The sequence below is a fragment of the Arthrobacter crystallopoietes genome (genome assembly GCF_017603825.1).
GTDB classification, from domain to species: domain Bacteria; phylum Actinomycetota; class Actinomycetes; order Actinomycetales; family Micrococcaceae; genus Crystallibacter; species Crystallibacter crystallopoietes_B.
Window position 1 is genome coordinate 1611739 of sequence record NZ_CP072014.1, and the last position, 26405, is coordinate 1638143.

Sequence of the window (26405 nt, forward strand, 5' to 3'; positions counted from 1 at the left end):
CTGATAGGACCATGGATTTTCTGACTGACCCTGCCTACGATGCTCCTGCCCCTGCCTTGCCTGATGCGCAGGAATTGCTGGCTGGGCTGAACCCGCAGCAGGAAGAGGCAGTCAAGCATGCCGGCTCGCCGCTGCTGATCATTGCCGGTGCCGGGTCCGGAAAGACCCGAGTGCTCAGCCACCGGATCGCCCACCTGCTGGCCACTAAGCGTGCCCGCCCGGGAGAGATTCTCGCCATCACCTTTACCAACAAGGCCGCCGCGGAAATGCGTGAGCGGATCGAGTCGCTGGTGGGGGACCGGGCAAAGAACATGTGGATTTCCACGTTCCACTCCTCCTGCGTGCGGATCCTGCGTCGGGAGGCCAAGAACGTTGGGCTCCATTCGAACTTCTCCATCTATGATTCGGCGGACACACTGCGCCTGATCACCCTGGTGGCCAAGGGCCTGGATCTGGATCCGAAACGCTTTCCGCCGAAGTCCATCCAGCACAAGATCTCCGCGCTGAAGAACGAGCTGATCGACGACGAAGCCTACGCCGCGACGGCGAACTACTCCGATCCGTTCGAGCAGGCTGTGGCTGAGGTCTATAAGGGCTACACGCAGCGTATGCGTCAGGCGAATGCCATGGACTTCGATGATCTGATTGCCCAGGTGGTCTTCATCTTTCAGGCCTTCCCGGCGGTAGCCGATTCGTACCGGCGGCGCTTTCGGCACGTCCTGGTAGACGAGTACCAGGACACCAACCACGCCCAGTATGTATTGGTCCGCGAACTCACCGGCGGGACGGGCGAATCGGAGCAGGACTTCCCGCCCGGCGAACTGACCGTGGTGGGGGACTCGGACCAGTCCATCTACGCCTTCCGTGGTGCAGACGTGCGCAACATCGTGGAGTTCGAAAAGGACTATGCCAACGCACGGACCATCTTGCTGGAGCAGAACTACCGCTCCACGCAGATTATTCTGACGGCTGCCAACGCGGTGATCTCCCGCAACCCCAACCGTCCGGCCAAGAGGCTCTGGACCGCGGAAGGGGACGGCGAACGGATCATCGGCTACGTCGGCGAAAACGAGCACGACGAGGCCCGATTCATCGCCAACGAGATCGACCGGCTGCAGGACGCCGAGAACCTGCGCCCGGGGGACGTGGCTATCTTCTACCGGACCAACGCGCAGTCCCGTTCCATTGAAGACCTCCTGATCCGGGTGGGCCTGCCGTACAAAGTGGTGGGCGGAACGCGCTTTTACGAGCGCAAGGAAATCAAGGACGCCCTGGCCTACCTCCGGGTACTGGTGAACCCGGACGATGTGGTCAACTTGCGGCGGATCCTGAACGAGCCCAAACGCGGCATCGGGGACCGGGCCGAGTACGCGGTGGCCGCGCTCGCCGAGCGGGACCGGCTGTCCTTCATGGAAGCCCTGCGCAAGGCCGATGATGCGCCGGGAATGGCCACCCGCTCCGTCAATGCGGTGGCCGGTTTCGTGAAGCTCATCGATGACCTCACCGAAGTGGCCAACGGATCCGGGGCCTCGGCTGCGCTGGAAGCGGTACTGGAACAGACCGGCTACCTGGCGGCGCTGCGGCAGAGCAATGACCCGCAGGACGAGTCCCGGGTGGAAAACCTGGCCGAACTGGTCGCCGTCGTGCGTGAATACGAACGGGACAATCCGGAGGGAACGCTCGGCAGCTTCCTCGAGCAGGTGGCCCTGGTGGCGGACGCGGACCAGATCCCGGATGCGCCGGACGAGGAAAGCGCGCAGCTGGCCAAGGATCAGGGCGTGGTTACGCTGATGACGCTGCACACGGCCAAGGGGCTGGAATTCCCGGTGGTGTTCCTTACCGGCATGGAGCATGGCGTATTCCCGCACCAACGGTCCATGACGGATCCGAAGGAGCTGGCCGAAGAACGGCGGCTGGCTTATGTGGGGCTGACCCGTGCCCGCAAGCGGCTCTATTTGACCCGTTCCGAATCGCGGAGCATGTGGGGCCAGAGCCAGTACAACCCGGCAAGCCAGTTCATCGAGGAAGTCCCGCCGGAACTCATCGACTGGAAGCGCGAGGGCAGCAAGCGCCCGGCGTTCACCTCCTCCGGCAGCTTCGGCTCCAGCCGCTACAGCGGTTCCCACTGGGGTGCCGGTGCCGGCGGCAACCAGGATGTTTCCTCGCTGCCGGGTTCGGCCCGGTCCATGGCGCCTGCCGCCGTGCGGGCGGGCCGCGTCCAGCCGCAGAAGGAAGTCATCGCGCTGACCGTGGGTGACAAGGTCAGCCACACCAGCTTCGGAAACGGGACCGTGCTCTCGCTTGAAGGCGCTGGGGACAAGACTGTGGCGAAGGTCAAGTTCGACATCGGCGAGAAGCGCCTGCTGCTGCGTTATGCACCGCTGACCAAGTCGGACTAGGGATGATGTGCCGCCGGGGAGGGAAGGCTCCCGCGGCACAACCCGGCGGCACGGCGCAGAATGCCAACGCGGCGGCCATCCGTATTTGGTCACGCTGGCATAACAACATAGCGTTTTTCCCATGGATTTGAATGTGGCGGATGTGGATGTTGCCCAGCTGGGCACCTTGGGATTTTGGATGGATAAACCGCTTCGCGTCGCGGTGATTCTGATCGGCGGTTTCCTGCTGAACCTGCTGGTGCGGATTGTCATCCGACGGATGTCGACGAAGATCGCCAACGGCGAGACAGCGAAGCTGGAGAAACTCGACGCCGACGCGATCGGCAAAAACATCAAGGACCCGCGCTACTGGCTGATGCAGGATTCGCCGATCGCGGCCGTGCGCCGGGCCCAGCGGGCACAGACCATTGGCTCGGTGCTGCGCTCCATCGCCACGGTGGTTATTGGGATCATGACGATCCTGATGGTCATGACCGAACTCGGGTTCGACCTCGGACCGCTGCTGGCCAGTGCTGGTATCGCCGGTGTGGCGATCGGTTTCGGTGCCCAGACCCTGGTGAAGGACTACCTCTCCGGGTTGTTCATGGTGGCCGAGGACCAGTACGGCATCGGCGACGTGGTGGACCTGGGCGAAGCCTCGGGAACGGTGGAGTCGGTTGGATTGCGCGTCACTCAAGTGCGTGCGGTGGACGGCACCCTCTGGCACGTGCGCAACGGTGAAATCCTGCGCGTGGGCAACTCATCGCAGGGCTGGGCGCGCGCCGTGCTGGATATCCCGGTTCCCTATGATGCCGACGTCGAAAAGGTCAGCGACCTGATCCTTAACTCGGCCAAGGACCTGCGCGCGGACCCGGACTACCGGCGGCTCATCCTGGACGATCCGGAGATTTGGGGCGTCGAGGCGCTCACAGGCGAATCCGTGGTCATCCGCCTCGCCATCCGGACCAAACCGCTGGAGCAGTGGGGCGTGGCACGCGCCATGCGCGCACGTCTGAAGGGTGATCTGGACCGTGCCGGACTGCGCATTCCGCTGCTGAACCAGACCGTCATCAAGGACGGGAGCCCCGTGCTCGTACCGGCCGGTTCGGAAAGCCACGCCGACGCCTCCGCCGAGGCCCCGGACGAAAGCCGCCAAGGCAAGCAGTAGGCCCGGCCCGCAGGGCCGTGAGCGACGCGTCGCAAAGTACCGCAAAGGGTTACTTTTCTACAAACCATAGAACTGTGCCCTTGATCACGAAAGCGGTACTCTAGGACAGGCGTCGCACGCCAAGGGACTAAAGTTCCCCTTGGAGCGCGAACGGATTTGCACCGAAAAAATGTCCGCCTACGCAGGCACGAAGTGACGCAGATCCGCGCTCCGAGTCAGAAACGACTTCGACGTAGAAGGACACAACCCGTGGACCTGTATGAATACCAGGCGCGCGATCTCTTTGAGGCACATGCTGTACCCGTGCTTGCAGGAATCGTTGCCTACACTCCAGAAGAAGCCAAAGCAGCAGCCGAAAAGATTGGCGGCGTTGTTGTCGTCAAGGCTCAGGTAAAAGTTGGCGGCCGCGGTAAAGCCGGCGGCGTCAAGGTCGCGAAGACTCCGGACGAAGCGTTCGAATACGCCACCAACATCCTCGGCATGGACATCAAGGGCCACACGGTCAACAAGGTCATGATCGCCCAGGGCGCGGACATCGCCGAGGAGTACTACTTCTCCGTCCTGCTGGACCGGGCCAACCGCAACTACCTGGCCATGTGCTCGGTGGAAGGCGGCATGGAGATCGAACAGCTGGCTGTCGAGCGCCCCGACGCTCTGGCCAAGATCGCCGTTGACCCCGCCGTCGGCATCGACCAGGCCAAGGCCGACGAAATCGTCGCCGCCGCCGGCTTCGCCGAGGAACTGCGCGGCAAGGTCGCCGAAACCATCATCAAGCTCTGGGATGTCTTCATCAAGGAAGACGCCACCCTGGTCGAGGTCAACCCGCTGGTCAAGACCGGCGCCGGCGACATCGTCGCCCTGGACGGCAAGGTCTCCATCGACGAGAACGCCGCGTTCCGCCACCCCGAGCACGCCGAGCTCGAGGACAAGGACGCCGCGGATCCGCTCGAGGCAAAGGCCAAGGAACTGGACCTGAACTACGTCAAGCTCGATGGCCAGGTCGGCATCATCGGCAACGGCGCCGGGCTGGTCATGTCCACGCTGGACGTCGTCGCCTACGCCGGCGAAAACCACGGCAACGTCAAGCCGGCCAACTTCCTGGACATCGGCGGCGGCGCTTCGGCCGAGGTCATGGCCAACGGTCTGGACATCATCCTGAACGACGCGCAGGTCAAGAGCGTGTTCGTCAACGTCTTCGGTGGCATCACTGCCTGTGACGCCGTCGCAAACGGTATCGTCAAGGCCCTGGAGATCCTGGGCGAGAAGGCCACCAAGCCGCTGGTTGTCCGTTTGGACGGCAACAGCGTCGAGGAAGGCCGCCGTATCCTCCGGGACGCGAACCACCCGCTGGTCACCCTGGCAGTCGGTATGGACGAAGGCGCCGACAAGGCCGCCGAACTGGCGAACGCCTGAGGATTGAGGAAAAAGAACATGTCTATCTTCATTAACAAGGACTCCAAGGTCATCGTCCAGGGCATCACCGGCGGCGAGGGCTCCAAGCACACCGCCCGCATGCTCCACGCCGGCACCAACGTTGTCGGTGGCGTGAACGCCCGCAAGGCCGGCACCACTGTTCAGCACAAGGACCAGCGCGGCGCCCAGCTCGAACTGCCCGTTTACGGTTCGGTCAAGGAAGCCATTGCCGAGACCGGCGCTGACGTCTCGATCGTCTTCGTTCCGCCGGCCTTCACCAAGGACGCCGTGGTCGAGGCCATCGAAGCCGAAATCGGCCTCGTCGTCGTCATCACCGAAGGCGTTCCGGTCCAGGACTCCGCAGAGTTCTGGGCGCTGGCACAGTCCAAGAAGGATGCCGACGGCAACCAGATCACCCGCATCATCGGCCCGAACTGCCCCGGCATCATCACTCCGGGCGAGTCCCTCGTGGGCATCACCCCGGCGAACATCACCGGCAAGGGCGGCGTCGGCCTGGTTTCCAAGTCCGGCACCCTGACCTACCAGATGATGTACGAACTGCGCGACCTGGGCTTCTCCACCGCCATCGGCATCGGCGGCGACCCGGTCATCGGCACCACGCACATCGACGCCCTGGCTGCGTTCGAGGCTGACCCCGATACCAAGGCCATCGTGATGATCGGCGAGATCGGGGGCGACGCCGAAGAGCGTGCGGCCGAGTTCATCAAGAACAACGTCACCAAGCCGGTTGTCGGCTACGTGGCAGGCTTCACCGCGCCTGAGGGCAAGACCATGGGCCACGCCGGCGCCATCGTTTCCGGTTCCGCCGGTACCGCCCAGGCCAAGAAGGAGGCCCTCGAGGCCGCAGGAGTCAAGGTCGGCAAGACGCCGTCCGAGACCGCCCACCTGCTGCGCGAGGTCTACCCCGAGCATGAGGAACCCTCGAACCTCTAAGGGTTCGTCCGCGAAAGCGGAAAGTTCCAAGCTAACGACGGCGGCGCTGTCACCTTCATCGCGAAGGTGACAGCGCCGCCGTCGTACTTTACGCAGCGTGATTCCGTACGGTCCGGCGGCTGGCTAGGCTGGAAACAGCCGTTCCCGACGCAAGGAGAGCACATGCGCGCCACGATCATCCACGGACCCCGCGATATCCGGGTGGAAGAGCGGCCCTATCCCACGGTGCAGCTTCCCACGGACGTGGTGGTCAAAGTGACCGCCGCTTGTGTTTGCGGCTCCGATCTGTGGCCCTATCGGGGCATCCGCGAGACTGCAGAGCCGCGCGCCATCGGCCACGAATTCGTCGGTGTGGTCGAGAGGGTCGGGGATGCGGTGACGGCCCTGGCCCCGGGTGACTTCGTGGTCGCGCCATGGGTGGCCAGCTGCGGCGAGTGCCCGCAGTGCCGCAACGGCGTCACCGTGGCGTGTGACCATCGGGCCTCCTGGGGCAGCACGGACGAGGATGGGTTCCACGTCGACGGCGGCCAGGGCGAAGCCGTGCGCGTGCCACGGGCCGAGGCAACGCTGGTGAAGGTGCCCGGCGTGGACCGGCCGGATGCGGAACTGACCGCCGACCTGCTGGCGCTCTCCGATGTCATGGGCACGGGGCACCACGCGGCAGTGAGTGCAGCGGTGGGGCCCGGCCGTTCCGTCGTCGTTGTTGGAGATGGGGCGGTGGGGCTGTGCGGCGTGCTGGCAGCGAAACGGCTCGGTGCGGAGCGGATCATCATGATGTCCCGGCATACTGACCGGCAGGCGCTAGCCAAAGAGTTCGGCGCTACCGACATCGTCGAGGAGCGCGGAAAGGCCGGGGCGGAAGCGGTGCGTTCCCTGCTGGGCGGGGTGTCCGCGGATTCGGTGCTCGAATGCGTGGGAACCGAGGAATCGATGGACCAGGCGCTGCGGTCCACGCGCCCCGGCGGCAGCATCGGTTTTGTCGGCGTTCCGGCGGGCGGAGCGGAACTGCCCATCGGCGTGCTGTTTGCCAAGAACATCTCGGTGGCAGGTGGGGCCGCGTCCACCCGGGTCTACCTGCCCGAGCTGCTGGCAGACGTACTTGCCGGCAAGATCAACCCTGGCAAGGTTTTCGACGTCGAAATGCCGCTCGACAACGCGGCCGAGGCGTATAAGGCCATGGATGAACGCCGCGCGATCAAGGTGCTGCTCAAGCCGTAAGGGGAGAGGGGTCCGACTCATTTGCATCGGCATGGGAGAATGGTGTAGATGTCTGTTTTGAATTCTTCCCCCACTGCCACGTCTTCCCGGCCACAGGTGCGTCCTGCCGTAGAAGGTGCCGAACCCGCTGTCACCAGCGACGGCCGTCCGCTGCTGCAGTTCAAATCGCCGCGCGTGAAGCAGCCGCCGACACACCTGGCCGATCTGACCCTCGCCGAGCGGCAGGCCAAGCTCAAGGAAATGGGCCTGCCCGCGTTCCGCGCCAAGCAGCTCTCCACGCACTACTTCCAGCACTTCACCACGGACCCGGAAGCCATGAGCGACCTCCCCAAGGACGGCCGCGAAGAGCTGGTCGCCGAAATGTTCCCGACGCTGCTGACCAAGGTCAAGCAGCTCAAGACGGACAACGGCGACACCATCAAATTCCTGTGGCGGCTGTTCGACGGCTCGCTGGTCGAGTCGGTGCTGATGCGCTACCCGGGCCGGATCACGCTGTGCGTCTCCAGCCAGTGCGGCTGCGGTATGAACTGCCCGTTCTGTGCCACCGGCCAGGCCGGACTGACGCGCAATATGTCAACTGCGGAGATCCTGGACCAGATTGTCCAGGCCAACCGGGTAATCGCCGAAGGCGCGCTGGGCGGCAAGCGCAGGGACGGCGGGCACGACGCCGAGCGTGTCACCAACATCGTTTTCATGGGCATGGGCGAGCCCCTGGCCAACTATAAGCGCGTAATGGCAGCGGTGCACCGCATGGCAGCCGAGGCCCCCGAGGGCCTGGGCATGTCCGCCCGCAACATCACCGTCTCCACCGTGGGTCTGGTGCCGGCGATCAACAAGCTCGCTGCCGAGGACATTCCGGTTACCTTCGCACTGAGCCTGCACGCGCCGGACGACGAACTGCGCGACGAGCTGATTCCGGTAAACAGCCGGTGGAAGGTCGACGAGGCGCTGGATGCGGCCTACAACTACTACGCTGTGACCGGCCGGCGGGTCAGCATCGAGTACGCGCTGATCAAGGACATGAACGACCACGCATGGCGCGCAGATCTGCTGGCCAAGAAGCTGAACAAGCGCGGCCGCGGCTGGGTGCATGTAAACCCGATTCCGCTGAACCCGACGCCCGGTTCCATCTGGACCTCGTCGGAGAAGGCGGTGGAGACCGAGTTCATCAACCGGTTGATCGCCGCCGGCATCCCGACAACGCTGCGCGACACCCGCGGCAAAGAGATCGACGGCGCCTGCGGGCAGCTCGCCGCCGCAGACGACGAAAACGTCGCAGACTAAACGCCGCTAATCGCTGCAAAGCACCAAGCACAAAGCAGCGGCCCCGCTCCTTCCCACTGGAGCGGGGCCGCTGCTGCCAATTGCGGCGCTAGCCTGTCATTGATCCGTCACCCGCTACCCGCGCAGCCGTTCCATCTTCGGATCCACCAGCGGTTCAGCAGCGATGGTCGCAGCGACCTTCCGGCCGAAGTAACCGATCTCCACGGAATCGCCCTCCTCCAGACCGGCCGGCAGCCAGGCGTAGGCGATGGGCCGCCCAACGGTGTAGCCGTAGGCCGCGCTGGTGACGTAACCGGCGGGCTCGCCGTCGACGAACACCGGTTCCTTGCCCAAAACTACGGACGTGCCGTCGTCGACCGTCAGGCACTTCAGTTCCCGGGAGGCCGGCTCGGCCCGGCGGGCTGTCAGGGCTTCGTATCCCACGAAGTCCGTCTTGTCCTTGAAGACCGAGAACCCGAGTCCGGCTTCATACGGGCTGTGCTCGGGAGTGACGTCGGTGCCCCAGAGCCGGTAGCCCTTTTCCAGCCGGAGGCTGTTGAAGGCACCGCGGCCGGCGGCGACGATGCCGTGCTCCTGGCCGGCTTCGAAGAGCAGATCCCATAGCTTCAGTCCGTACTCGGCCGAGGTGTACAGCTCCCAGCCGAGCTCCCCGACATAGGAAAGCCGCATGGCCGTGACGGGGATGCCGCCGATGTGGACCTCCTTGGCCCGGAAATAGCGCAGCGAATCGTTGGTGTAGTCATCCTCGCTGACCTTGCCGATGACCTCGCGGGCCAGCGGCCCCCACAGGCCGATGCAGCAGGTTCCCCCGGTGATATCGGAGACATGGACCCACTGTGCCGGGTCGGCTGCGGACTGCTTGCGGGCCTCGACCCGGAAGTAGTCGAAGTCGATGTTGCCGTTCACTCCGAGCTGGAAGGTCTCCTCGGCGAGCCGTGCGATGGTCACATCGCTGCGGACGCCGCCGTCGTCCGCCAGCAGCAGGCAGTAGGTGACGGCCCCCGGCTTTTTGGCGATGTTGCCGGTGCTCAGCCGCTGCAGCAGCGCCAGGGCACCCGGGCCGGTCACCTCCAGGCGCTTCAGCGGAGTCATGTCATAGAGCGCGACGGCGGTACGCGTCTTCCACGCTTCGGCCGCAGAGATGGGGGAGTGGAACATGTTGGACCAGCTGTCCCGCTCCGGTGCCTGCCATTCTTCCGGCAGCTCCTGCAGCAGCGCGCTGTTGGCCTCGTACCAGTGCGGACGCTCCCAGCCGGCGGACTCGAGGAAGAATGCGCCGAGTTCATGCTGGCGGACGTTGAACGGGCTGACGCGGAGATCGCGCGGAGATTCGCGTGGCTGCAGCGGGTGGAGCACGTCGTAGATCTCCACGAAGTTCTGCTGCGAAGTTTCGCTGACATACTCCTTGCTGACCTGCACCTTCTCGAAGCGTGTCGCCTCGCATTCGTGCAGGGGCGTGCCGGACTGGCCTTCCACCAACAGCTCGGCGACGGCCTTGGCGACGCCGGCCGAGTGAGTCACCCAGACGGCCTCCGCGAGGTAGAAGCCCTCAACCTCGGGCGACTCGCCGATCAGGGGGCCGCCGTCCGGCGTAAAGGAGAAGATCCCGTTGAAGCCGTCCTCAATCTCGGCGCCGCGCAGGGCGGGCAGCAGCTCCTTGCTGTCCTGCCACGACGGCAGGAAATCGGCCTCGGTGAACTCCAACCGCGAGGGCATGCGGTGCTCGGACATCTGGTCTGCCCGTACCTGCGGCAGCTCGTTCAGATCCACCGGCATCGGGCGGTGCGCGTAGGAACCGATGCCGATCCGCTCACCATGCTCGCGGTAATACAGATCCTTGTCCTGATGGCGCAGGATAGGCAGACGGGCGCCGTTGGGCAGCTCGTTGTGGCCCGCGAGCTCCGGCACTGCCGTGGTCTTGACGTACTGGTGTGCCAGCGGCAGCAGCGGCACCGGCATGCCGACCATGGCACCGATTTTGGGGCCCCAGAAACCGGCGCAGGAAACCACGATGTCCGCCGGCACCACACCGTCGGGCGTCTCCACGCCGGTGACTTTGCCGCCAGCCTGCTCGATGCCGGTCACGGGGGTGGAGCCGATGAACTTTACGCCCGCTTCGCTGGCCTTTTCGATCAGCAGCTGCACCGCGCGGGCGGCGGAGGCCAGGCCGTCGGAGGGTACATACAGTCCGCCCAGGACCATATCCCGGTTGATCATCGGGTAGCGCTTCTCGCACTCATCCGGGTCGATCAGCCGGCCCTCAAGACCCCAGGATGTAGCGAAGCCCAGCCGGCGCTTCAGCTCCTGAAGGCGCGCCTCTGTGGTGGCGACCTCAAGCCCGCCGACCTGGTTGAAACAGGAGCGCCCGTCCGCACTGAGCGAGAGCAGCTTTTCCACCGTGTAGCCAGCGAGCTCGGTCATCGTCTTGGACGGGTTGGTCTGGAACACCAGGCCGGGTGCATGCGAGGTGGAACCACCGGCCAGATGCAGCGGTCCCTGTTCGAGGACGGTGACGTTGTTCCAGCCGCGGGTGGCCAGCTCGTCGGCCAGGTTGGCGCCGACAATGCCGGCCCCGATGATGACTACGCGGGGTGTGTGGCTCATAAGTATTCTCCTAGGATCGCGTTTAGCGGAAGACGACGGTGCGGGTGTTGTTGAGCAGGACTCGGTGCTGGCAATGCCACTTCACGGCGCGGGACAAGGCCTGGGCCTCGGCATCGCGGCCCACTGTAACCAGTGACGCAGGATCCAGGCTGTGGTCAACCCGGAACACCTCCTGCTCGATGATCGGGCCCTCGTCCAGGTCGGCGGTGACGTAGTGGGCGGTGGCCCCGACCAGCTTCACGCCGCGGTCGTAGGCCTGGTGGTACGGCTTGGCACCCTTGAACCCGGGCAGGAACGAGTGGTGAATATTGATCGCGCGGCCGCGCAAGGCCTCGCAAAGGTCGTCCGAGAGCACCTGCATGTAGCGTGCCAGCACCACCAGGTCGGCGTTGTGTTCTGCGACGAGCTCCAGCAACCGCCGCTCGGCGTCGGCCTTGGTAGCGGCAGTCACAGGCACGTGCACAAAGGGCAGGCCAGCTGCCTCGGCCATCGGGCGCAAGTCCTCATGATTGGAAACAACGACGGCGATTTCAGCCCCAAGGCTCCCGGCCTGCCACCGGAAGATCAGGTCGTTGAGGCAATGGCCGAATTTCGACACCATGACCAGCAGCCGCTTGGGGCTGCCGTCATGGATTTCGAAGGTCATTCCGAACCTGTCCGCCACATCCACGAACTCCTCAGCCAAGGCTGCCGCCATCGCCGGGCGATCCGCGTCGCTGCCCTTGTCCCCGCCGGATCCAGCTGTTATGCCCGCCGGCGCAAAAGCTGTCCGCAGGAACAGCGTGCCACTTACATGGTCGTCGAATTGCTGGTGCTCCGCGATGTCGAAGCCGCGCTCGGCCAGGAAGCTGGTCACAGCGTGGACAATTCCGGGACGTTCCGGACACGAGAGCGTCAGGACAAACGGGGCCGTGTGTTTCCCAGCGTACGCGTGGACACGGTCAGCCGTAAGGTCATCGTTGAGTAATTCAGTGGTGGCCAAAGCCGTCATAGTCATTTACCTCGCAAGTTCGGTAGAAAAATCAGGAGCCGGAGCTCCGGGATGGGCATTTATCGCTGGAATCGCACTGCTCGTCGCATTCGTGCCTCGTGACGAGGTCGAAATGGACGCCGCCGTGCTGATCTACACCGGAGCGGATGGCGCGTTCCACCACTGACGTTGCCAGCCGCCGCCTCAAGGAGAGCGGGTCCCGGCGCAGGTCCTTGGCCAGCGCGAAGCACATCAGCAGCATGACCAGGACGAAGGGCAGGGCTGCCACAATGGTTATTCGCTGGAGACCGGAGAGGGCTTCAGCGGGCTGATCACCACCAGCCAGCAGCATGACCGCCGCAACTCCGCCAGTCAGCACGCCCCAGAAGATGACGACGCCTCGGGAGGGCTCCTCGGCACCGTTGGAGCTCAGCGAGCCCATGACCAGCGAGGCGGAATCCGCGCCGGTTACGAAGAAGATGCCCACCAGGACCATGGCGAGAACGGCAACCCCGCCCGCGATAATATTCGGCAGCGGAAGGTTCTGGAGCAGATCGAAAAGGGCGCCGTCGAAGGAGATGGAGGGTTCGCCGTCGACCACGTCGACCAGCCCGTCGCCAGTGTCCGGTGTTTCATTAGCCTTCTCCTGAACACTGAACGCAGCACCGCCGAAGATTGCAAACCAGATCACGCTGACGACGCTGGGCACCAGGAGCACCCCGGTGACAAACTGACGAATGGTTCGGCCCCGGCTAATGCGGGCGATGAACATGCCTACAAACGGCGTCCAGGAGACCCACCAGGCCCAGTAGAAGATTGTCCAGCCGGACATCCAGGTACGCAGGGCCTCGTCGCCGACGGCTTCGGTGCGTGAAGCCATTTCAGCTAAGTCACGGGCGTAGTCGCCAACGGCGGCGGGCACCAGATTGAGAATGAAGAGCGTGGGACCAGCTACGAAAACGATCAGCGCGAGGATGACGGCGAGGACCATATTGATATTCGCCAGCCACTGGATGCCGCGTCGGATGCCGGAAATCGCGGAGGCGACGAAGCAGACAGTAAGCACGGCGACGATGGCCACCAGGACTGGGGTGGCTAGGTCGCCAACCCAACCGTTGAAGGCCATGCCGCTGCCGATCTGCAAGGCGCCAAGGCCAAGCGAGGCCGCCGTGCCGAAGAGCGTGGCAAAGATAGCCAGAATGTTGATGAACTTCCCGACCGGCCCCTCCACGGTCTTATGGCCGAACAGCGAGGTGAAGGTGGCGGAGATCAACTGCTTGCGACCCAGACGGTACGTCCCATAGGCCATGGCAACACCGACGACGGCGTACATCGCCCAAGGGTGCAACGTCCAATGGAAGAGGGACGTAGCCATGGCGGTCTGGATAGCTTCAGGTGTTTGACCGTTCACGCTGCCGGGCGGCGGGGCGACGTAGTGGTACATCGGCTCGGCCACCCCGTAGAACATCAGGCCAATGCCCATGCCGGCGGCGAACATCATGGAGATCCATGAGATGGTCCTGAACTCCGGCTTCTCACCGTCCTTACCTAGCGGGATATTGCCGAAGCGGCCCAGCGCGAGCCAAAGCACGTAGACAACGAAGAGCGAGGCGAGCAGGATAAAGAGCCAGCCGGTGTTTTCCATGACCCAGTTGAGCGCGTTCTGGGAAGTGGCTGAGAGGTTGTCGGTGCCGAGGAAGCCCCACGCGACAAAACCTAGAGCGAGGACGCCCGCTACCGCGAAGACCGTCTTGTCCAGACCACGGGGTACCAGGCTCCGGCGGGCAGCGGCGTGCTCTGTTTCCGAATCGCGCAGTTCCTGCAGGATCTGCTGATCCAGTGAAGTTTCTTCTGCAGCCGGCGGTTTGGCTTGCTGGTCATCGCCCAGCGGATCCTTGCGGACGAGTTCGCTGAGCTCATCGTCAGGAGTGCCATCATCAACTGCAAGTTCTTTATTCGTTGTCATGAATTTCCTATGCTCGATGACCTATGCCCCGGCTAAATGTGTCCGTCTACGGTCAGGCCAGGCGGAAGATTCGGAGCGTCGCCTGATTCGCGGACCATAATGGTTCCGTCTACTACCTCGACTTCGTGGACCCGGACCGGCAGCTTCGCTGGCGGGGCGTCCACATTGCCCGTGCGTAAGTTGAATTTGGAGGCGTGCAGCGGGCACTCCACTTCACAGCCCTCGACCCAGCCATCCGCCAGCGATGCGTCCTGATGGGTGCACGTATCATCGATGGCGAAGAGCTCGCCCTCCTCGGTGTGGAAAACAGCGATGGGAGGGGACGTATCCAGGCGGATGGCGTCTCCGGGTGCCAGCTCTTTCAGTGGGCATGCCTTGTGCATGGAGCGAACCTCTTTCATTGCCAGCCGCTCTTTGGCGGCAGTTCCGTCATGAACAACTTCGTTCACGATAGGCAACAGCCTGACTGCTGAAGGTGGTACCTGTCAAGAGTTTTTGTGTCGCAGGCCACATGATTCGCAATAATCTGCAACCCCGCGATTGCGTATTTGTGACTCTTGACACAGGGTCGTTGCGGAAGTCATGCTGTTTCACATAGCGATGCAAGTTGCGTTGAGCGCAATTGAGCAAGCTTCTTAACCAGAAGGTGCAGGAGCGCATCTCTCCAGTGTTGTGAAAGGCCAATCTATGCAGACTCTTGTAGTCGTGGGAGCGTCCCTGGCCGGACTCTCCGCCGCCCGGGCAGCGCGGGCCCAAGGCTTTGCCGGCAGACTCGTCATCATCGGGGACGAAGCGCCCCGTCCTTATGATCGACCGCCGCTGTCCAAGGACTTCCTGGCAGGCAAGATCGGTCTGGAGGACCTGGCGCTGGAGGAAGTTGGCGAGGACCTGAACGCGGAATGGCTGCTGGGAGTCCGTGCCGAGCGCTTCGACGCCCAGTCCTTGACCGTCACGCTCAACGATGGGCGCAGCGTCACCGCAGACAAGGTAATAATTGCCACAGGCGCTTCGGCCCGCGGGTTGGCTGAACTGCAAGGCATGCAGAACGTCTTCACTCTGCGCACGCTTGCCGATGCGCAGGCTCTGCGGCCCCGGCTGGTCTCCGGGCATCGACTGGTAGTCATCGGTGCAGGATTTATCGGAGCGGAAACCGCGTCCACGGCGAAGGCAGCCGGCATGGACGTGACCGTAGTGGAAAGGGCGGTTGCACCGCTGGCAGGCCCGCTCGGAGCCCAAATGGGCGCTGCGGTGGCCGGCCTTCACGAAGCAGCCGGAGTGGAGCTGCTCTGTGGGACCGGTGTTTCCTCCTTCACCATGAGCGGAACCTCGGTGAGCGAAGTAGTCCTGGACAATGGCAGGCGGCTGCCCTCCGACGTCGTACTCGTTGGCATTGGAGCGCAACCCAACGTTGAATGGCTGGAAGGATCGGGCATCGCGCTGGACAATGGCGTCCTGTGCGATGCCATGGGCCGGACCAACCGGCCCGGTGTATCCGCCGTTGGCGACTGTGCCGCGTGGTACGACCTGCAGGCTCAAAGCCACCAGCGCATAGAGCACTGGGCCGGGGCGAACGAACGCCCGGCTCTCGCCGTAGCCGCACTGCTGGACGAAAACGCCGTGCAGCAGCCCGTCAATCCGCCGTACTTCTGGTCAGATCAGTACGGATCCCGAATCCAGTTTGCCGGTCAGGTCCGGGGGCATGACCGGATCGAAATCGAGCACGGCGACGTTGCCGAGCGCTGCTTCCTGGCCGTGTACTACGCCGGCGCCGAACCGGTCGCCGTGCTGGGTGTGGACCAGACCCGGCAGTTCACCAAATGGCGCAAGTTCCTGAACAAAAACGCTCAGCAGTATCTGGTCCCGGCAGGGGAGTTCGTGGCCGCCTCTTGAGCCGGTCAGCACCACTTACTGCCGTAGCCATTCCAAATATCTGATTCCACCTTCCGCTTCTCGCATTTCCAAGGAGTACCCCTATGACCGCCGAAATCATCTCGGAAAGTCTTATCTCGACTCTGCCCGGCAACACCTATGTCGACGAGGACATTTTCCGGACCGAGCAGGAACGCATCTTTGAGCAAATGTGGTTCTGTGCCGTGCGGTCGGAGGACCTGGCGAAGCCCGGCGCTTACAAGACAGTCCAGATTGGCCGCGAGTCCGTCATCGTCACCCGCAACCGGAAAGGCGCCATTCGGGCTTACTACAACATTTGCCGGCACCGCGGGGTCAAGCTGTGCATGGAGGAATCCGGTGAGGCCGGCCGCTCTTTCCAGTGCCCCTACCACGCCTGGACCTACGACTTTGATGGCAAGCTGATCGCGGCCCCGAATCTTACGAAGATGCCGGATATCGACCGGGAAAAGTATGGGCTGGTCCATGTAGCTGTGCGCGAATACCTCGGCTATGTCTGGCTCTGTCTGGCCGATGAGCCGCCGTCGTTCGAGGACGACGTTGTCGGGGCTATCGAGGAACGCCTCGGCGATGTCCAGGCTATCGAGAGCTACGACGTCGCCAACCTGAAACTTGGCCGGCGTATCACCTACGATGTGAAGGCGAATTGGAAGCTAATCATCGAGAACTTCATGGAGTGCTACCACTGCGCTACCATCCATCCAGAGTTGACGGAGGTGCTGCCCGAATTCGCAGATGGACTGGCAGCCCAGTACTTCGTCGGCCACGGCGCGGAGTTCGGCGAAGACGTCAAGGGTTTCACCATCGACGGTTCAGAAGGCGTGGACCGGATTCCGGGAATCGGCGACGATCAGGACCGCCGCTACTATGCCATTACGATCAAACCGACAGTCTTCGTCAACCTGGTGCCGGACCACGTCATCATCCACCGGATGTTCCCGATGGCCGCGGACCACACGATCGTCGAATGCGACTGGCTCTATCTGCCCAGCGTTGTGGAAAGCGGTAGAGATCTCACCTCGTCCGTGGAGCTGTTCCATCGGGTGAACCAGCAGGATTTCGATGCCTGTGAACGATGCCAGCCCGCCATGGGCTCGAAGATCTATGCCAAGGGCGGCGTCCTGGTTCCCAGCGAGCACCACATCGGCGCGTTCCATCACTGGGTGCAGCAGATGATCGACGGCACCGGTACGGTCTCCGGTCCCGTTGCCGACGCCGTACCCGATGCTCCTGAATCACTCGAGGCTGTAACCCATCCGTGAGCTGATATCTTGCCCGGCCTGTTTGAGATCCTCGATCAGGCCGGGCATTTCCTTGGGCTTGAAGCGGAACGAAGGACCGGACATGCTGACGGCGCCGATGACTGTCCCGAGGTGGTCATATACGGGAACGGCGATCGCGCTGAGGCCTATCTCGAATTCTTCGGAGACCACGGCATAGCCTGAGCTGCCCACCTCGAGCAGCTCCTTCTCAAGTTCCTGTTTGGAAGTGATGGTCCGGGCGGTTTGGGCTGGGAGCCCGGTCTCCTTGAGGATCTTTTGCCGTTGTTCCGATGTCAGCGCCGCGAGCAGCACCTTGCCGCTGGAAGTGGCGTGGAGCGGCGTGAGGCTGCCGATCCAGTCATGCGTGGACAGGGTGGAAGGGCCCATCGCCTGATCCACGTTGACGGCGTAATTGGAACGCAGGACGGCCAGATTGACTGTTTCCTTGTGCTGTTCGGCCAAGGCTTCCAGGATCGGCCGTGCTTCGCGGACCAGGCTCAGCCTGCCTGGAATGGAATTGGCTAGCCGGAGAATGCTAAAACCGAGATGATACTTGCCGCGCTCGGAGTTCTGCTGGACCATCCCTCGTTGATCGAGCGATGCCAGAAGCCTGGAAGCAGTGGATTTGTGCACGCCCATTTCTTCGGCAATCTCACTTACTCCGGCAGACCCGGTGCGCGCGAGAATTTCGAGAACCGTGATGGCGCGATCGACGGACTGAACCCCGCGGCCGGCGTCCGGGCTCTCGTCGTCGATAGTGAAGTCAGTTGCAGGCATATCACCATGCTCTCAGACATGGGGAGGATGCAGGCATCAGGCCGCGCGAGCTGGCCTTGTTGCCTCGCGGTTCGAACATGGGACCTCTTTCAATGTGAGGGGATCAGGCGGGGTTTCCGCCGAGCCGGACGGTGACTTTGCGTGCGGCTGCGGTGCAGGCTCCCACCAATGCCTGCAGCTGATCGGTGGACACCCTGTAGCGGGGAGCTGCCAGCATGACACAGGCAACGAGATCGCCGCGGTGGTCGAAGACAGGGGCGGCGACGCCCACCTCGTCCAGCGAGGTCTCCCCGTAGTTGGTGGCATAGCCCTGCGACGAAACCTGCTTGAGCCGTGTCAGATACTCGTCCACGTTCTCCTGCGTAGGGGCGGAGAGGATAATCTGTCCGCTGGTGAGCCGTGTCCCTGCCCGTTCGGTCCCTTCGCCGGCCAGGAAGACCTGAACCGAGGAACTGACCGCGGTGTTGTAGCGGGTACCCAGGGGGGTGGTGTGCTTGACCTGCTGCCGGCTGGGCAGCTGCTCAACGCAGACTGACTCACTACCGTTCCAGACCATAAGTGCACTGGTTTCGCCGGTGAGCTCGGTCAATTCCTGCAGCACAGGGTAAGCCGCCCGGCGCTCATCCAGATCTGCCAATAGCGGACCCGCGACGGCGATCAGCCCCAGACCCAACTTGAACCGTCGCGATGCGGCGTCGCGTTCAACCAGGTCCTCCTGTTCCAAGGTAGCAAGGATGCGCGAGACGGTGCTCTTGTGCAGGCCTACCTGCGCCGCAATCTCCGTGACTCCTTGAAGCGGTTGTTCCGCGGTGAAGCAGCGAAGGACCTCGATGGCGTTGACCAGGACGGAAGCGCCGCGCACATCGGACGTGGCGCCGTCGCTCGCGGGTGCAGTTGAACCGGATGCAGCTGTATCACTCATGGTGGTGTCCATTCTGGCCTATGGAACGGCTAATGCGGCGCAGACGGGTGTCCGTCTGCGCCGCATTCACTCCCATTCCGCCTTGAAAGGTGCCGTATTAGGCGTCGATGATGTTGTTGTCGGGGCCGAAGCCGAATTTGGTGATGTTTTCGACGTTGCCGTTTTCGCCGATGACGAGGATGTCGTGTTCGCGGTAGCCGCCGGCGCCGGGTTCGCCGTCTTGGACGGTGATCATGGGTTCCATGGAGACGACCATGCCGGGTTCGAGGACGGTGTCGATGTCTTCGCGCAGTTCCAGGCCTGCTTCGCGGCCGTAGTAGTGGGAGAGGACGCCGAAGGAGTGGCCGTAGCCGAAGGTGCGGTTCGGGAGCAGGCCGTGGCCGATGTAGATTTCGTTGAGTTCGGCGGCGATGTCCTTGCAGACGGCGCCGGGCTTGATCAGTTCCAGGCCGCGTTTGTGGACTTCGACGTTGACGTTCCACAGTTCCAGGGAGCGTTCGTCGGGCTGGCCGAGGAAGAGGGTGCGTTCCAGGGCGGTGTAGTAGCCGGAGGTCATCGGGAAGCAGTTCAGGGAGAGGATGTCGCCGCGCTGGAGTTTGCGGGTGGTGGCCCAGTTGTGGGCGCCGTCGGTGTTGATGCCGGACTGGAACCAGACCCAGGTGTCGCGGACTTCCTGTTCGGGGAAGGTGCGGGCGATTTCGTGGACCATGGTTTCGGTGCCGATGAGGGCGACTTCGTATTCGGTGATGCCTTCGCGGATGGCGGCTTTGATGGCTTCGCCGCCGAGGTCGCCGATGCGGGCGCCGTGTTTGATGACTTCGATTTCTTCGGCGGATTTGATCATGCGCTGGCGCATGGCGTCCTGGGAGATGTCGTGCAGTTGCGCGTCGGCGAAGGCGGCCTGGATTTTTTCGCGGGTCATCACGGGCAGGGCGTCGTCTTCGACGCCGAGGCGGCGGGCGGTGATGCCGCGCTGGCGCAGGGCTTCCTGCAGGCCGTAGTAGAAGTTGTCGCGGCGCCAGTCGGTGTAGACGATGTTTTCGCCGTAGCTGGTGCGCCAGGGCATGCCGGCGTCGATGTTCGCGGTGATGGTGACGGAGTCGTCGGCGGTGACGACGAGGGCGTAGTTGCGGCCGAAGGTGGTGTAGAGGAAGTCGGAGTAGTACTTGATGCCGTGGTAGCTGGTGAGGATGACGGCGTCGAGTTCCTTCGCGGCCATGATCCGGCGCAGTCCGGTCAGGCGGCGTTCGAACTCGGCGTCGGAGAACGTCAGCTTCTGCTTGGTGCCGTTGTGCAGGACCTTCAGGCGCTCGAGTTCGGCGACGGAATTGGCGGGAGCAGCTGCGATGGTCATTGAATCTCCTAAAGGATGTTGTGTTGTTTTGGATCTGGGTGAGGGAAGCTTTTATTCGTGCCGCAGTGGCTGGTTGCTGGTTTCGCGTGAGAGCGAGACCGCGACCAGGGAGATGATGGCGGCCGCCACGAGGTAGAACGCCGGCGCCAGATCGTTCGCGGTTGCGGCGATCAGCAGTGTCGCCATCATCGGTGCGGTTCCGCCGAAGAGGGCGTTGGAGAGATTGAAACTCACGGCGAAGCCGCTGTAGCGCACGCGGGTCGGGAACATCTCGGCCAGGAAGCTGGGCAGCGTACCGTCATTGAGCGTCAGCATGGCGCCGAGCAGGATCTGGACCAGGACGATGACCAGGAAGTTGCCGGTACCCAGCAGGCTGAACGCGGGAACGGTCAGCAGAATGAACAGCACCGAGGCGGAAATGAGGACCTTCTTGCGGCCGAAGCGGTCCGAGAGCATGCCGGTCAGGAAGATGAAGCCGATATACGTCAGCAGGGCGATCGTCGTTGCGATGTAGGACTCAGTGGCGCCTAGGCCAAGCTCTTCCGAGAGGTAGGTGGGCATGTAGCTGAGGATGACGTAGAAACCGACGGCGTTGAGCAGCACCGCGCCGACGGCCTGTAGCAACTGGCGCCAATGAGTGCGGAACATGTCCTTGACCGGTGCCTTGACGGCATGGTCCTCGGCAGCCAGCGCCCGGAAGGCCGGGGTATCCTCCAGCTTGGTTCGGATGTAGCGGCCGATCAGGCCCATGGGGGCGGCCAGCAGGAACGGCAGTCGCCATCCCCAGTCCTGCATCTGGCTGTCATTGAGCAGACCGGTCAGCAGCGCCGCGAGCAGCGAGCCGAGCAGCAGGCCGGTCGCGGTGCTGGCAGGAACGACGGCAGCATAAAGGCCGCGTCGGTTCGGCGGTGCGTACTCAACGAGGAAGGCGGATGCACCGGCGTACTCTCCCGATGCCGAAAAGCCCTGCACGACCCGGATGATCAGCAGCAGAATGGGGGCCCAGATGCCGATCGTTGCATAGCCGGGGATCAGTGCGATGCAGAACGTGGCCGCGGACATGATCAGGATCGACCAGGACAGCGCGGTGCGCCGGCCGATCCGGTCTCCGATGTGCCCCCAGACAAAGCCGCCCAGAGGCCGGACCAAGAAGGAGATGGCGAAGAGGGCGAAGGTCAGCAGGAGCCCGGTCTGGGGGTCCGACTCAGGGAAGAACACGGCCGTGATGGTGACGGCCAGGTAGCCGTAGACGGCGTAATCGAACCACTCGACAAAGTTGCCGATAAAGCTGGCAGCGATGACTTTGCGGCGGGTGTCCCGGCCGACCTTCGACTCAAGCCGACGTTGGCCGCTGAGGGAGGGAGCGCCGTCGTTCGAAAAGGCCACCGTGGTTGTGTCTTTGGTTCCTGGAACGGGGGCGCCATTGCCGGCCCGAGTTTTGCTCAGTTTCATGGGGGAAAACCATCCAGATTCGAAGAAGTTGCATCTACTGCAACGGTGTTGCGTCAACCATAGATGTGCCCTGCATCACTGTCAATACTTTTGGGCATACGTAAAGCGCGCCCTTCCCAGAGTTTCCGGGGGAGGGCGCGCAACAGCGTTGCTTTTACTGCAATCTATTGAGCTGTTTCAATTAATTCTCGGTGAGTTCGCCGATGTCTTCCGCCCACAACTCCGGCTGGGTTCGCTGGAAATCCTGCATTAGCTGGGTGCACCGCTCATCGTTGAGGACGATGACCTCAACGCCCCGTGACCGCAGAAGGTCCAGTTCACCTGGGAAAGTGGTGGACTCGCCCACGACGACGGTCGGAATCTTGAACTGGATGATGGTTCCGGCGCACATCGCGCAGGGGGCCAGTGTGGTGTAGAGAACGGTGTCGGTATAGGTGTTCTGGCGGCCTGCTGCCCGAATGCAATCAATTTCTCCGTGGGCAGTAGGGTCCCCTTGCTGAAACCGCTGATTGTGTCCCGTGGCGATCAACTGGCCGTTTCGCTCAAGGGCGGCACCGATGGGTATGCCGCCCGTTGACATGCTCTTTCGTGCAGCTTCCACGGCGGCTTCGAAACTGGGTCGTGACAAGGTGGGCATGGTGCTCCGGTTCGTTATTGGTCGAGGATCTGGTGTTGCGTCTTTAGCGCGGAAACGTCTGTACGGCCGGAGCTGAGAGTCAGCTCCGGCCGTACCGGGGGAGGGTGTCAAGTAAAGGCAAGCAATAGGCCGTACTTCCAAGGATTACTCATTGACTTGCTGATGGGAAGGCAGTCAGGATACACCGCCATAGGTGGCGTCCAAGTGGCGGCCTGGCTCCTGTTCCTTGGGTGCAACGACAGGTTCAGGCGTGGAGATGCTGGAGGTGCTGGTGGCGTAGCGGCGGTGGACGCGCGGGCCGAGAATTGCGTACGCCGTGGCGCTCGTCAGCCCGCCGGCGAGCCAGGACAGATCCAGTCCGCCCATTGCGACGGCGATGGGTCCCTGCGTGGCCGGAAGGATGCCGTACATGAACAGCCAGGTGGCGAAGATGCCCGCGAACAGGGCGGTGATGCCGGCCCAGTTCACTACAGGCAGCCGATGGGTGCCGATGGGGTCGAAGAGGCGGGCCGGGTCCTGCGGGTGGCGGCGTTCGATGCCGTAGTAGTGCACCAGCATGATGCCTCCCCATGATGCGACCCAGGCGACGAGGCCGATGAGCCAGGAGTCAAGCACGGCTGCGAAGTTGGTCTGGTAGATGAAGAAGATGACGGCGATCAGGGCGAAGACGCCCACAATCAGGTTCAGGACGCGCCGTTTGATGCGGACATCGAGGGCCTGTGCCGCCACCGAGAACGTGTAGATGTTCAGGATGTTGGTGGCGATGGGGCCGTGCAAAACCATCAGCAGGACGGGGATGGCCAGAGCTCCGTAGTTTTCCACGATGAGCTGCCCGGGGTCGATGCTTCCGCTCTTCGTTGCGAGGCTGGCGCCGAGGACGCCGAGCCATACGACCGGGATGAACTGGCCCAGCACGGAGGCCAGGTACAGGCGCTTCTTGGAGGTCTTAGTGCTCACGAAGCGTGAGTAGTCCGCTGCATAGGTGAACCAGGTGATTCCCCAGCCGATGCCGATAGCGGTCATTACGGCACTCATTGCAGCGATGCGCTCGGTGCCGGTGAGGATTTCTCCCGCCGGGCCCGCATAGCTCCAGTCGATATCCATGCCGAACCAAGCCACAGCGGACATAGCGATGAGGACCAGGATCGTGGGCGGAACGGTCCACCGTTCGAAGGCGGCGATGGCCTTGTAGCCGAAGAATGCGATCAGGACCTGCAGTCCCATGATGACTGCGGCAACACCGATCTTCCAGCCATAATTCTCCTGAGTCGGGTCTACCCAGCCGATGCTCCCGAACAAGGCCATGACCAGGTCGAGGATGATCCAGGTGTTGACCGCGCACCAGCCGATGCCCAGCGTTGCCTGGATTGCTGCCGGAACGTAGTTGCCGCGGCGGCCGAACGCTGCACGTGCGAGGACCATTCCGGTTGCGCCGGTCTTCTGTCCGAGCAGAACGAAGAAGCCGAACAGCACCATGCCGATCAAGTTTCCGAGGACGAGAACTGTTATTGTGTCGGCGAAGCCGAGACCAAGGTTAATTCCGAGTGCTCCGAGAACCCAGTTGATGGGTGCGAGGTTCGCGCCTGCCCAGATCCAGAACTGGCCTGAGACTTTTCTCGTGCGGGAGGACTCGGGAATGCACTGCAGGTCTTGCTCCACATCGTCGTGGGACGAAGAGTCTGCTGCGGGGGAAGAAGGGGTGCCCTGTTGGTTCTGAATCATTGGATTCCTCCGGTGAGTTTTGGGACTGGGTCAATATTATGTGGGCTGAGTCACATGATCTATATTCGATGTGTCGCATAAGCGCTAACTGAAATGGACAGATCGTCAATGAATATCGAGCTCGAAGAGGTACTCGGCCACGAGGCGTTCCGAAGGGCTGGTCCCATTGTCCGTGCTGGCTCCGCATTTGTGCCTGGACGTCAGGTGCGATGGGTTCATTCGAGCGAAGTTATGGATATCGCTCCGCTGCTCAGCGGCGGAGAGCTGCTCCTGACGGGCGGTGTGGAGCTCGCGGCTGCATCCGCGGAACAGCGGCGGCAGTACATCCGCGACCTCGCTGCCCGCAGTATCGCCGCGCTCGGCATCGAATCCGGCGGACCATTGAAGACGATTCCCGCCGATCTTATCCAGACAGCCGAGGCACATGAACTGCCCCTGATCGAACTGAGGAAGGTTGCACCCTTTGTGCAGATCGCCCAGTCCATCAATAGCCTCCTGGTTACCCGATCGGTGGACCTGCTGCGCCAAGCGGATGTTCTGTCCCAAAACTTGGCAGCAGAACTGGCGAACGGCGGCGGGTTGAAGGAGCTCCTGCAACTCCTGGCCAGGCAGATCCCGGCCGATGTGGTGGTCATGGACGGGGCGGGAACGGTCATCGAGGAGGCGGTGGCGCCGACAGCTGACACTAGTCACCCCGAAGTTGAGTTCCCGCCCCTCGAATTCGATATCTCCCAGCGCGGTACGGTGACAGCTTCCTTGCGCCTCCACCCCAAAACGGATGGCGACAGCTCCTGGGCTCAGGTTGTGGGTGAGCGGGCGGCGAGCATCCTTGCGCTGGCGCTGCATGGACGGCACGCACCGGATCTCGTGGACGTCGCGGGCAAGGAGTTGGTGCGATCCATCTTGGGCGGACTCCAGGGCCAGCGGCTGAGGCAGCTTTGCCGAACGGCCGGCATGGATCCCGACGACCAGTTCGTGGTCGTTCTCGGCAGGCCGCTGGGTGCCGGCTGTCGCTGGGCCGGTGTCGAGAGGCTGGTCCGCAAATACCGGACGAAGGGCATTGTTTATGTCCAGCAGCAGGAAATGGTCGCTGTGGCGGCGCTTCCAGCCAAGGGTTCGCGAGCCCGCCGGGCAACGTTATTGTCTGAGCTGAAAGCGGGTATCGTCGACCAACCCCAGGTGCTGGTGGTCGGTCCCGTTTCGGCGGGGATCGCCGATGCCGCGCGGTCCCTTGCGGAGGCGAGGCTGACATTCGATCTGGCCCCCGCGGGGACAGGGCCTGGTTCCGTTATCGACGCCGATGCCTTCGCGATAGAACGCTTGGCGTCTCAAGCATCCGGTGACGAAGCGATCCATCACGTGGTGGATGAACTCCTCGGCGGGCTCATCGCACACGATGACGCCCGACGTTCGCGCTTGCTCGAAACGTTTGACGAATGGTTAGCCTCCGGCTGCAACACGGCGGAGACTGCGCGGACGATGCATCTTGAGCGACAGTCTTTGTACAACAGGTTGGAGAAGATCTTCGAGCTCATCGGCGGGGACCCGCGCGGTACTGACAGGCTTGCCGGGCTTCATTTGGCTGCGCGGTTGGGGCGCTACCTTCGTTCGTACTGAAACGGATAGGTGTGATCTGCAGATACAGGGTTCACGTCGAAACTAGAGAACCTTCCGAATGGTCTCTTCGAAGCTGGTGACGTGCTCCAGTGCCAAGGTGGCGGCTTTGTCGGCGTCGCCGGCAACTATCGCATCCAGTAGTTCCACGTGTTCCGTGATGTGGCCGGCGATCGATGGTACGCGGTCCAGCACCAGGCACCAGATCCGGGTGGCGAGGTTGTCCAGCCGGATGAGGGTTTCTTCCAGATGTTGGTTGCCGGCCGCTTTGTAGATCAGGCGGTGCACGCTCAGGTCGTAGCGCATCAGCGCATGCTTCTCGGGCTTTTGGCCGTCGAGGCGTTCGATGTCGCGGGCAAGATTGTGCAGCTCTTCCTTGACCTCGGGGCCTGCCATCCGTGCGGCGCGTCGGGCTGCGAGCGGTTCCAGGGCCTGCCTGAGTTCGGAAACGTCGGCCAAGGCGGTGATGTCAACGATGGTGGCGAAGGTTCCCCTACGTGGGTAGGAGGTCACCATGTGATCGATTTCCAGCCGCTTAAGCGCCTCGCGGACGGGCGTGCGGCCGATGCCCATCTCAGCGGCCAGCTGCCCGTCATTGATCGGCTCCCCGGGGCGGATATCCAGCATGATCAGTTTGTCCCGGAGTTCACGATAGGCGCGCTCGGCCAGCGAGAGGGACAGGTCGGCGCTATGGGTCGACTCAGCAATGATGCTCACGGGCTTCGCTCCTTGGCTGGGCGGATTGGGCTAAATCTTACTGCTGTTGACAGTGTGTGATCACCATCATACTATTGCAACCAGT

The 26405-nt window shown here is 63.0% G+C and carries 20 protein-coding genes; 9 read left to right on the plus strand and 11 right to left on the minus strand.

The window, feature by feature from the left end; genetic code table 11:
* The first annotated feature begins 11 nt into the window (after positions 1–11).
* The 6 genes from pcrA (at position 12) to rlmN (ending at position 8415) form a co-directional block, all read left to right on the plus strand.
* Complete coding sequence (pcrA, locus tag J5251_RS07395; protein ID WP_208575636.1) at positions 12–2399, plus strand: DNA helicase PcrA; 2388 nt, start codon at positions 12–14, stop codon at positions 2397–2399.
* A 121-nt stretch (positions 2400–2520) separates the two neighbouring features.
* Complete coding sequence (locus J5251_RS07400) at positions 2521–3546, plus strand: mechanosensitive ion channel family protein (RefSeq protein WP_240793276.1); 1026 nt, start codon at positions 2521–2523, stop codon at positions 3544–3546.
* Positions 3547–3795: 249 nt separating this feature from the next.
* The gene (sucC, locus tag J5251_RS07405; protein WP_139007300.1) at positions 3796–4959 is read left to right on the plus strand and encodes an ADP-forming succinate--CoA ligase subunit beta; all 1164 of its coding nucleotides are present in this window, start codon (positions 3796–3798) and stop codon (positions 4957–4959) included.
* Between the two features lie 18 nt (positions 4960–4977).
* A complete protein-coding gene (sucD, locus tag J5251_RS07410; protein WP_074699720.1) occupies positions 4978–5913 on the plus strand; it encodes a succinate--CoA ligase subunit alpha in 936 nt (311 codons plus the stop codon).
* A gap of 162 nt (positions 5914–6075) precedes the next feature.
* Positions 6076–7131 (plus strand): zinc-dependent alcohol dehydrogenase family protein, encoded by a 1056-nt coding sequence (locus J5251_RS07415; protein ID WP_208575637.1) that lies wholly within the window; start codon positions 6076–6078, stop codon positions 7129–7131.
* 48 nt (positions 7132–7179) lie between these two features.
* Positions 7180–8415 carry a 23S rRNA (adenine(2503)-C(2))-methyltransferase RlmN gene (gene rlmN, locus J5251_RS07420; RefSeq protein ID WP_139007298.1) on the plus strand — a complete coding sequence of 412 codons (1236 nt, stop codon included), beginning with the start codon at positions 7180–7182 and terminating at the stop codon, positions 8413–8415.
* Between the two features lie 114 nt (positions 8416–8529).
* On the opposite strand, the gene J5251_RS07425 is transcribed toward rlmN, so the two are convergent.
* The 4 genes from J5251_RS07425 to J5251_RS07440 are packed head-to-tail and all read right to left on the minus strand — an operon-like array spanning position 8530 to position 14338.
* On the minus strand, positions 8530–11019 hold the full coding sequence (locus tag J5251_RS07425; protein ID WP_208575638.1) for a GcvT family protein: 2490 nt from the start codon (positions 11017–11019) through the stop codon (positions 8530–8532).
* Between the two features lie 22 nt (positions 11020–11041).
* Positions 11042–12016 (minus strand): formyltetrahydrofolate deformylase, encoded by a 975-nt coding sequence (gene purU / locus J5251_RS07430; RefSeq protein ID WP_431188608.1) that lies wholly within the window; start codon positions 12014–12016, stop codon positions 11042–11044.
* 25 nt (positions 12017–12041) lie between these two features.
* A complete protein-coding gene (locus tag J5251_RS07435) occupies positions 12042–13955 on the minus strand; it encodes a BCCT family transporter (protein ID WP_139007296.1) in 1914 nt (637 codons plus the stop codon).
* Positions 13956–13987: 32 nt separating this feature from the next.
* Entirely contained in the window at positions 13988–14338 is a 351-nt protein-coding gene (locus tag J5251_RS07440) for a bifunctional 3-phenylpropionate/cinnamic acid dioxygenase ferredoxin subunit (protein ID WP_139007306.1), read from the minus strand.
* Between the two features lie 304 nt (positions 14339–14642).
* Between J5251_RS07440 and J5251_RS07445 the strand changes: the two genes are divergently transcribed.
* Together J5251_RS07445 and J5251_RS07450 are read left to right on the plus strand one after the other, a co-directional pair.
* On the plus strand, positions 14643–15845 hold the full coding sequence (locus J5251_RS07445; RefSeq protein ID WP_139007295.1) for an NAD(P)/FAD-dependent oxidoreductase: 1203 nt from the start codon (positions 14643–14645) through the stop codon (positions 15843–15845).
* Between the two features lie 83 nt (positions 15846–15928).
* Positions 15929–17125: an aromatic ring-hydroxylating oxygenase subunit alpha gene (locus tag J5251_RS07450; protein ID WP_139007294.1), complete on the plus strand. Its 1197-nt coding sequence runs from the start codon at positions 15929–15931 to the stop codon at positions 17123–17125.
* Here J5251_RS07450 and J5251_RS07455 read toward each other — a convergent pair.
* The 6 genes from J5251_RS07455 to J5251_RS07480 form a co-directional block, all read right to left on the minus strand.
* Positions 17099–17902: an IclR family transcriptional regulator gene (locus J5251_RS07455; protein WP_139007293.1), complete on the minus strand. Its 804-nt coding sequence runs from the start codon at positions 17900–17902 to the stop codon at positions 17099–17101. The genes J5251_RS07450 and J5251_RS07455 overlap by 27 nt on opposite strands.
* A gap of 103 nt (positions 17903–18005) precedes the next feature.
* Positions 18006–18824, minus strand: coding sequence for an IclR family transcriptional regulator (locus J5251_RS07460; protein ID WP_139007292.1), 819 nt, complete (start codon positions 18822–18824; stop codon positions 18006–18008).
* Between the two features lie 97 nt (positions 18825–18921).
* The gene (locus J5251_RS07465) at positions 18922–20178 is read right to left on the minus strand and encodes an aminopeptidase P family protein (protein WP_208575639.1); all 1257 of its coding nucleotides are present in this window, start codon (positions 20176–20178) and stop codon (positions 18922–18924) included.
* Positions 20179–20229: 51 nt separating this feature from the next.
* Positions 20230–21630: an MFS transporter gene (locus J5251_RS07470; RefSeq protein ID WP_240793148.1), complete on the minus strand. Its 1401-nt coding sequence runs from the start codon at positions 21628–21630 to the stop codon at positions 20230–20232.
* 181 nt (positions 21631–21811) lie between these two features.
* The gene (locus J5251_RS07475; protein WP_139006055.1) at positions 21812–22267 is read right to left on the minus strand and encodes a nucleoside deaminase; all 456 of its coding nucleotides are present in this window, start codon (positions 22265–22267) and stop codon (positions 21812–21814) included.
* A gap of 174 nt (positions 22268–22441) precedes the next feature.
* A complete protein-coding gene (locus J5251_RS07480; RefSeq protein WP_139006056.1) occupies positions 22442–23989 on the minus strand; it encodes a purine-cytosine permease family protein in 1548 nt (515 codons plus the stop codon).
* A 108-nt stretch (positions 23990–24097) separates the two neighbouring features.
* Between J5251_RS07480 and J5251_RS07485 the strand changes: the two genes are divergently transcribed.
* Positions 24098–25606 carry a PucR family transcriptional regulator gene (locus tag J5251_RS07485; protein ID WP_171059414.1) on the plus strand — a complete coding sequence of 503 codons (1509 nt, stop codon included), beginning with the start codon at positions 24098–24100 and terminating at the stop codon, positions 25604–25606.
* Between the two features lie 42 nt (positions 25607–25648).
* On the opposite strand, the gene J5251_RS07490 is transcribed toward J5251_RS07485, so the two are convergent.
* Positions 25649–26320 (minus strand): GntR family transcriptional regulator, encoded by a 672-nt coding sequence (locus tag J5251_RS07490; RefSeq protein WP_208575640.1) that lies wholly within the window; start codon positions 26318–26320, stop codon positions 25649–25651.
* Between the last annotated feature and the right edge of the window lie 85 nt (positions 26321–26405).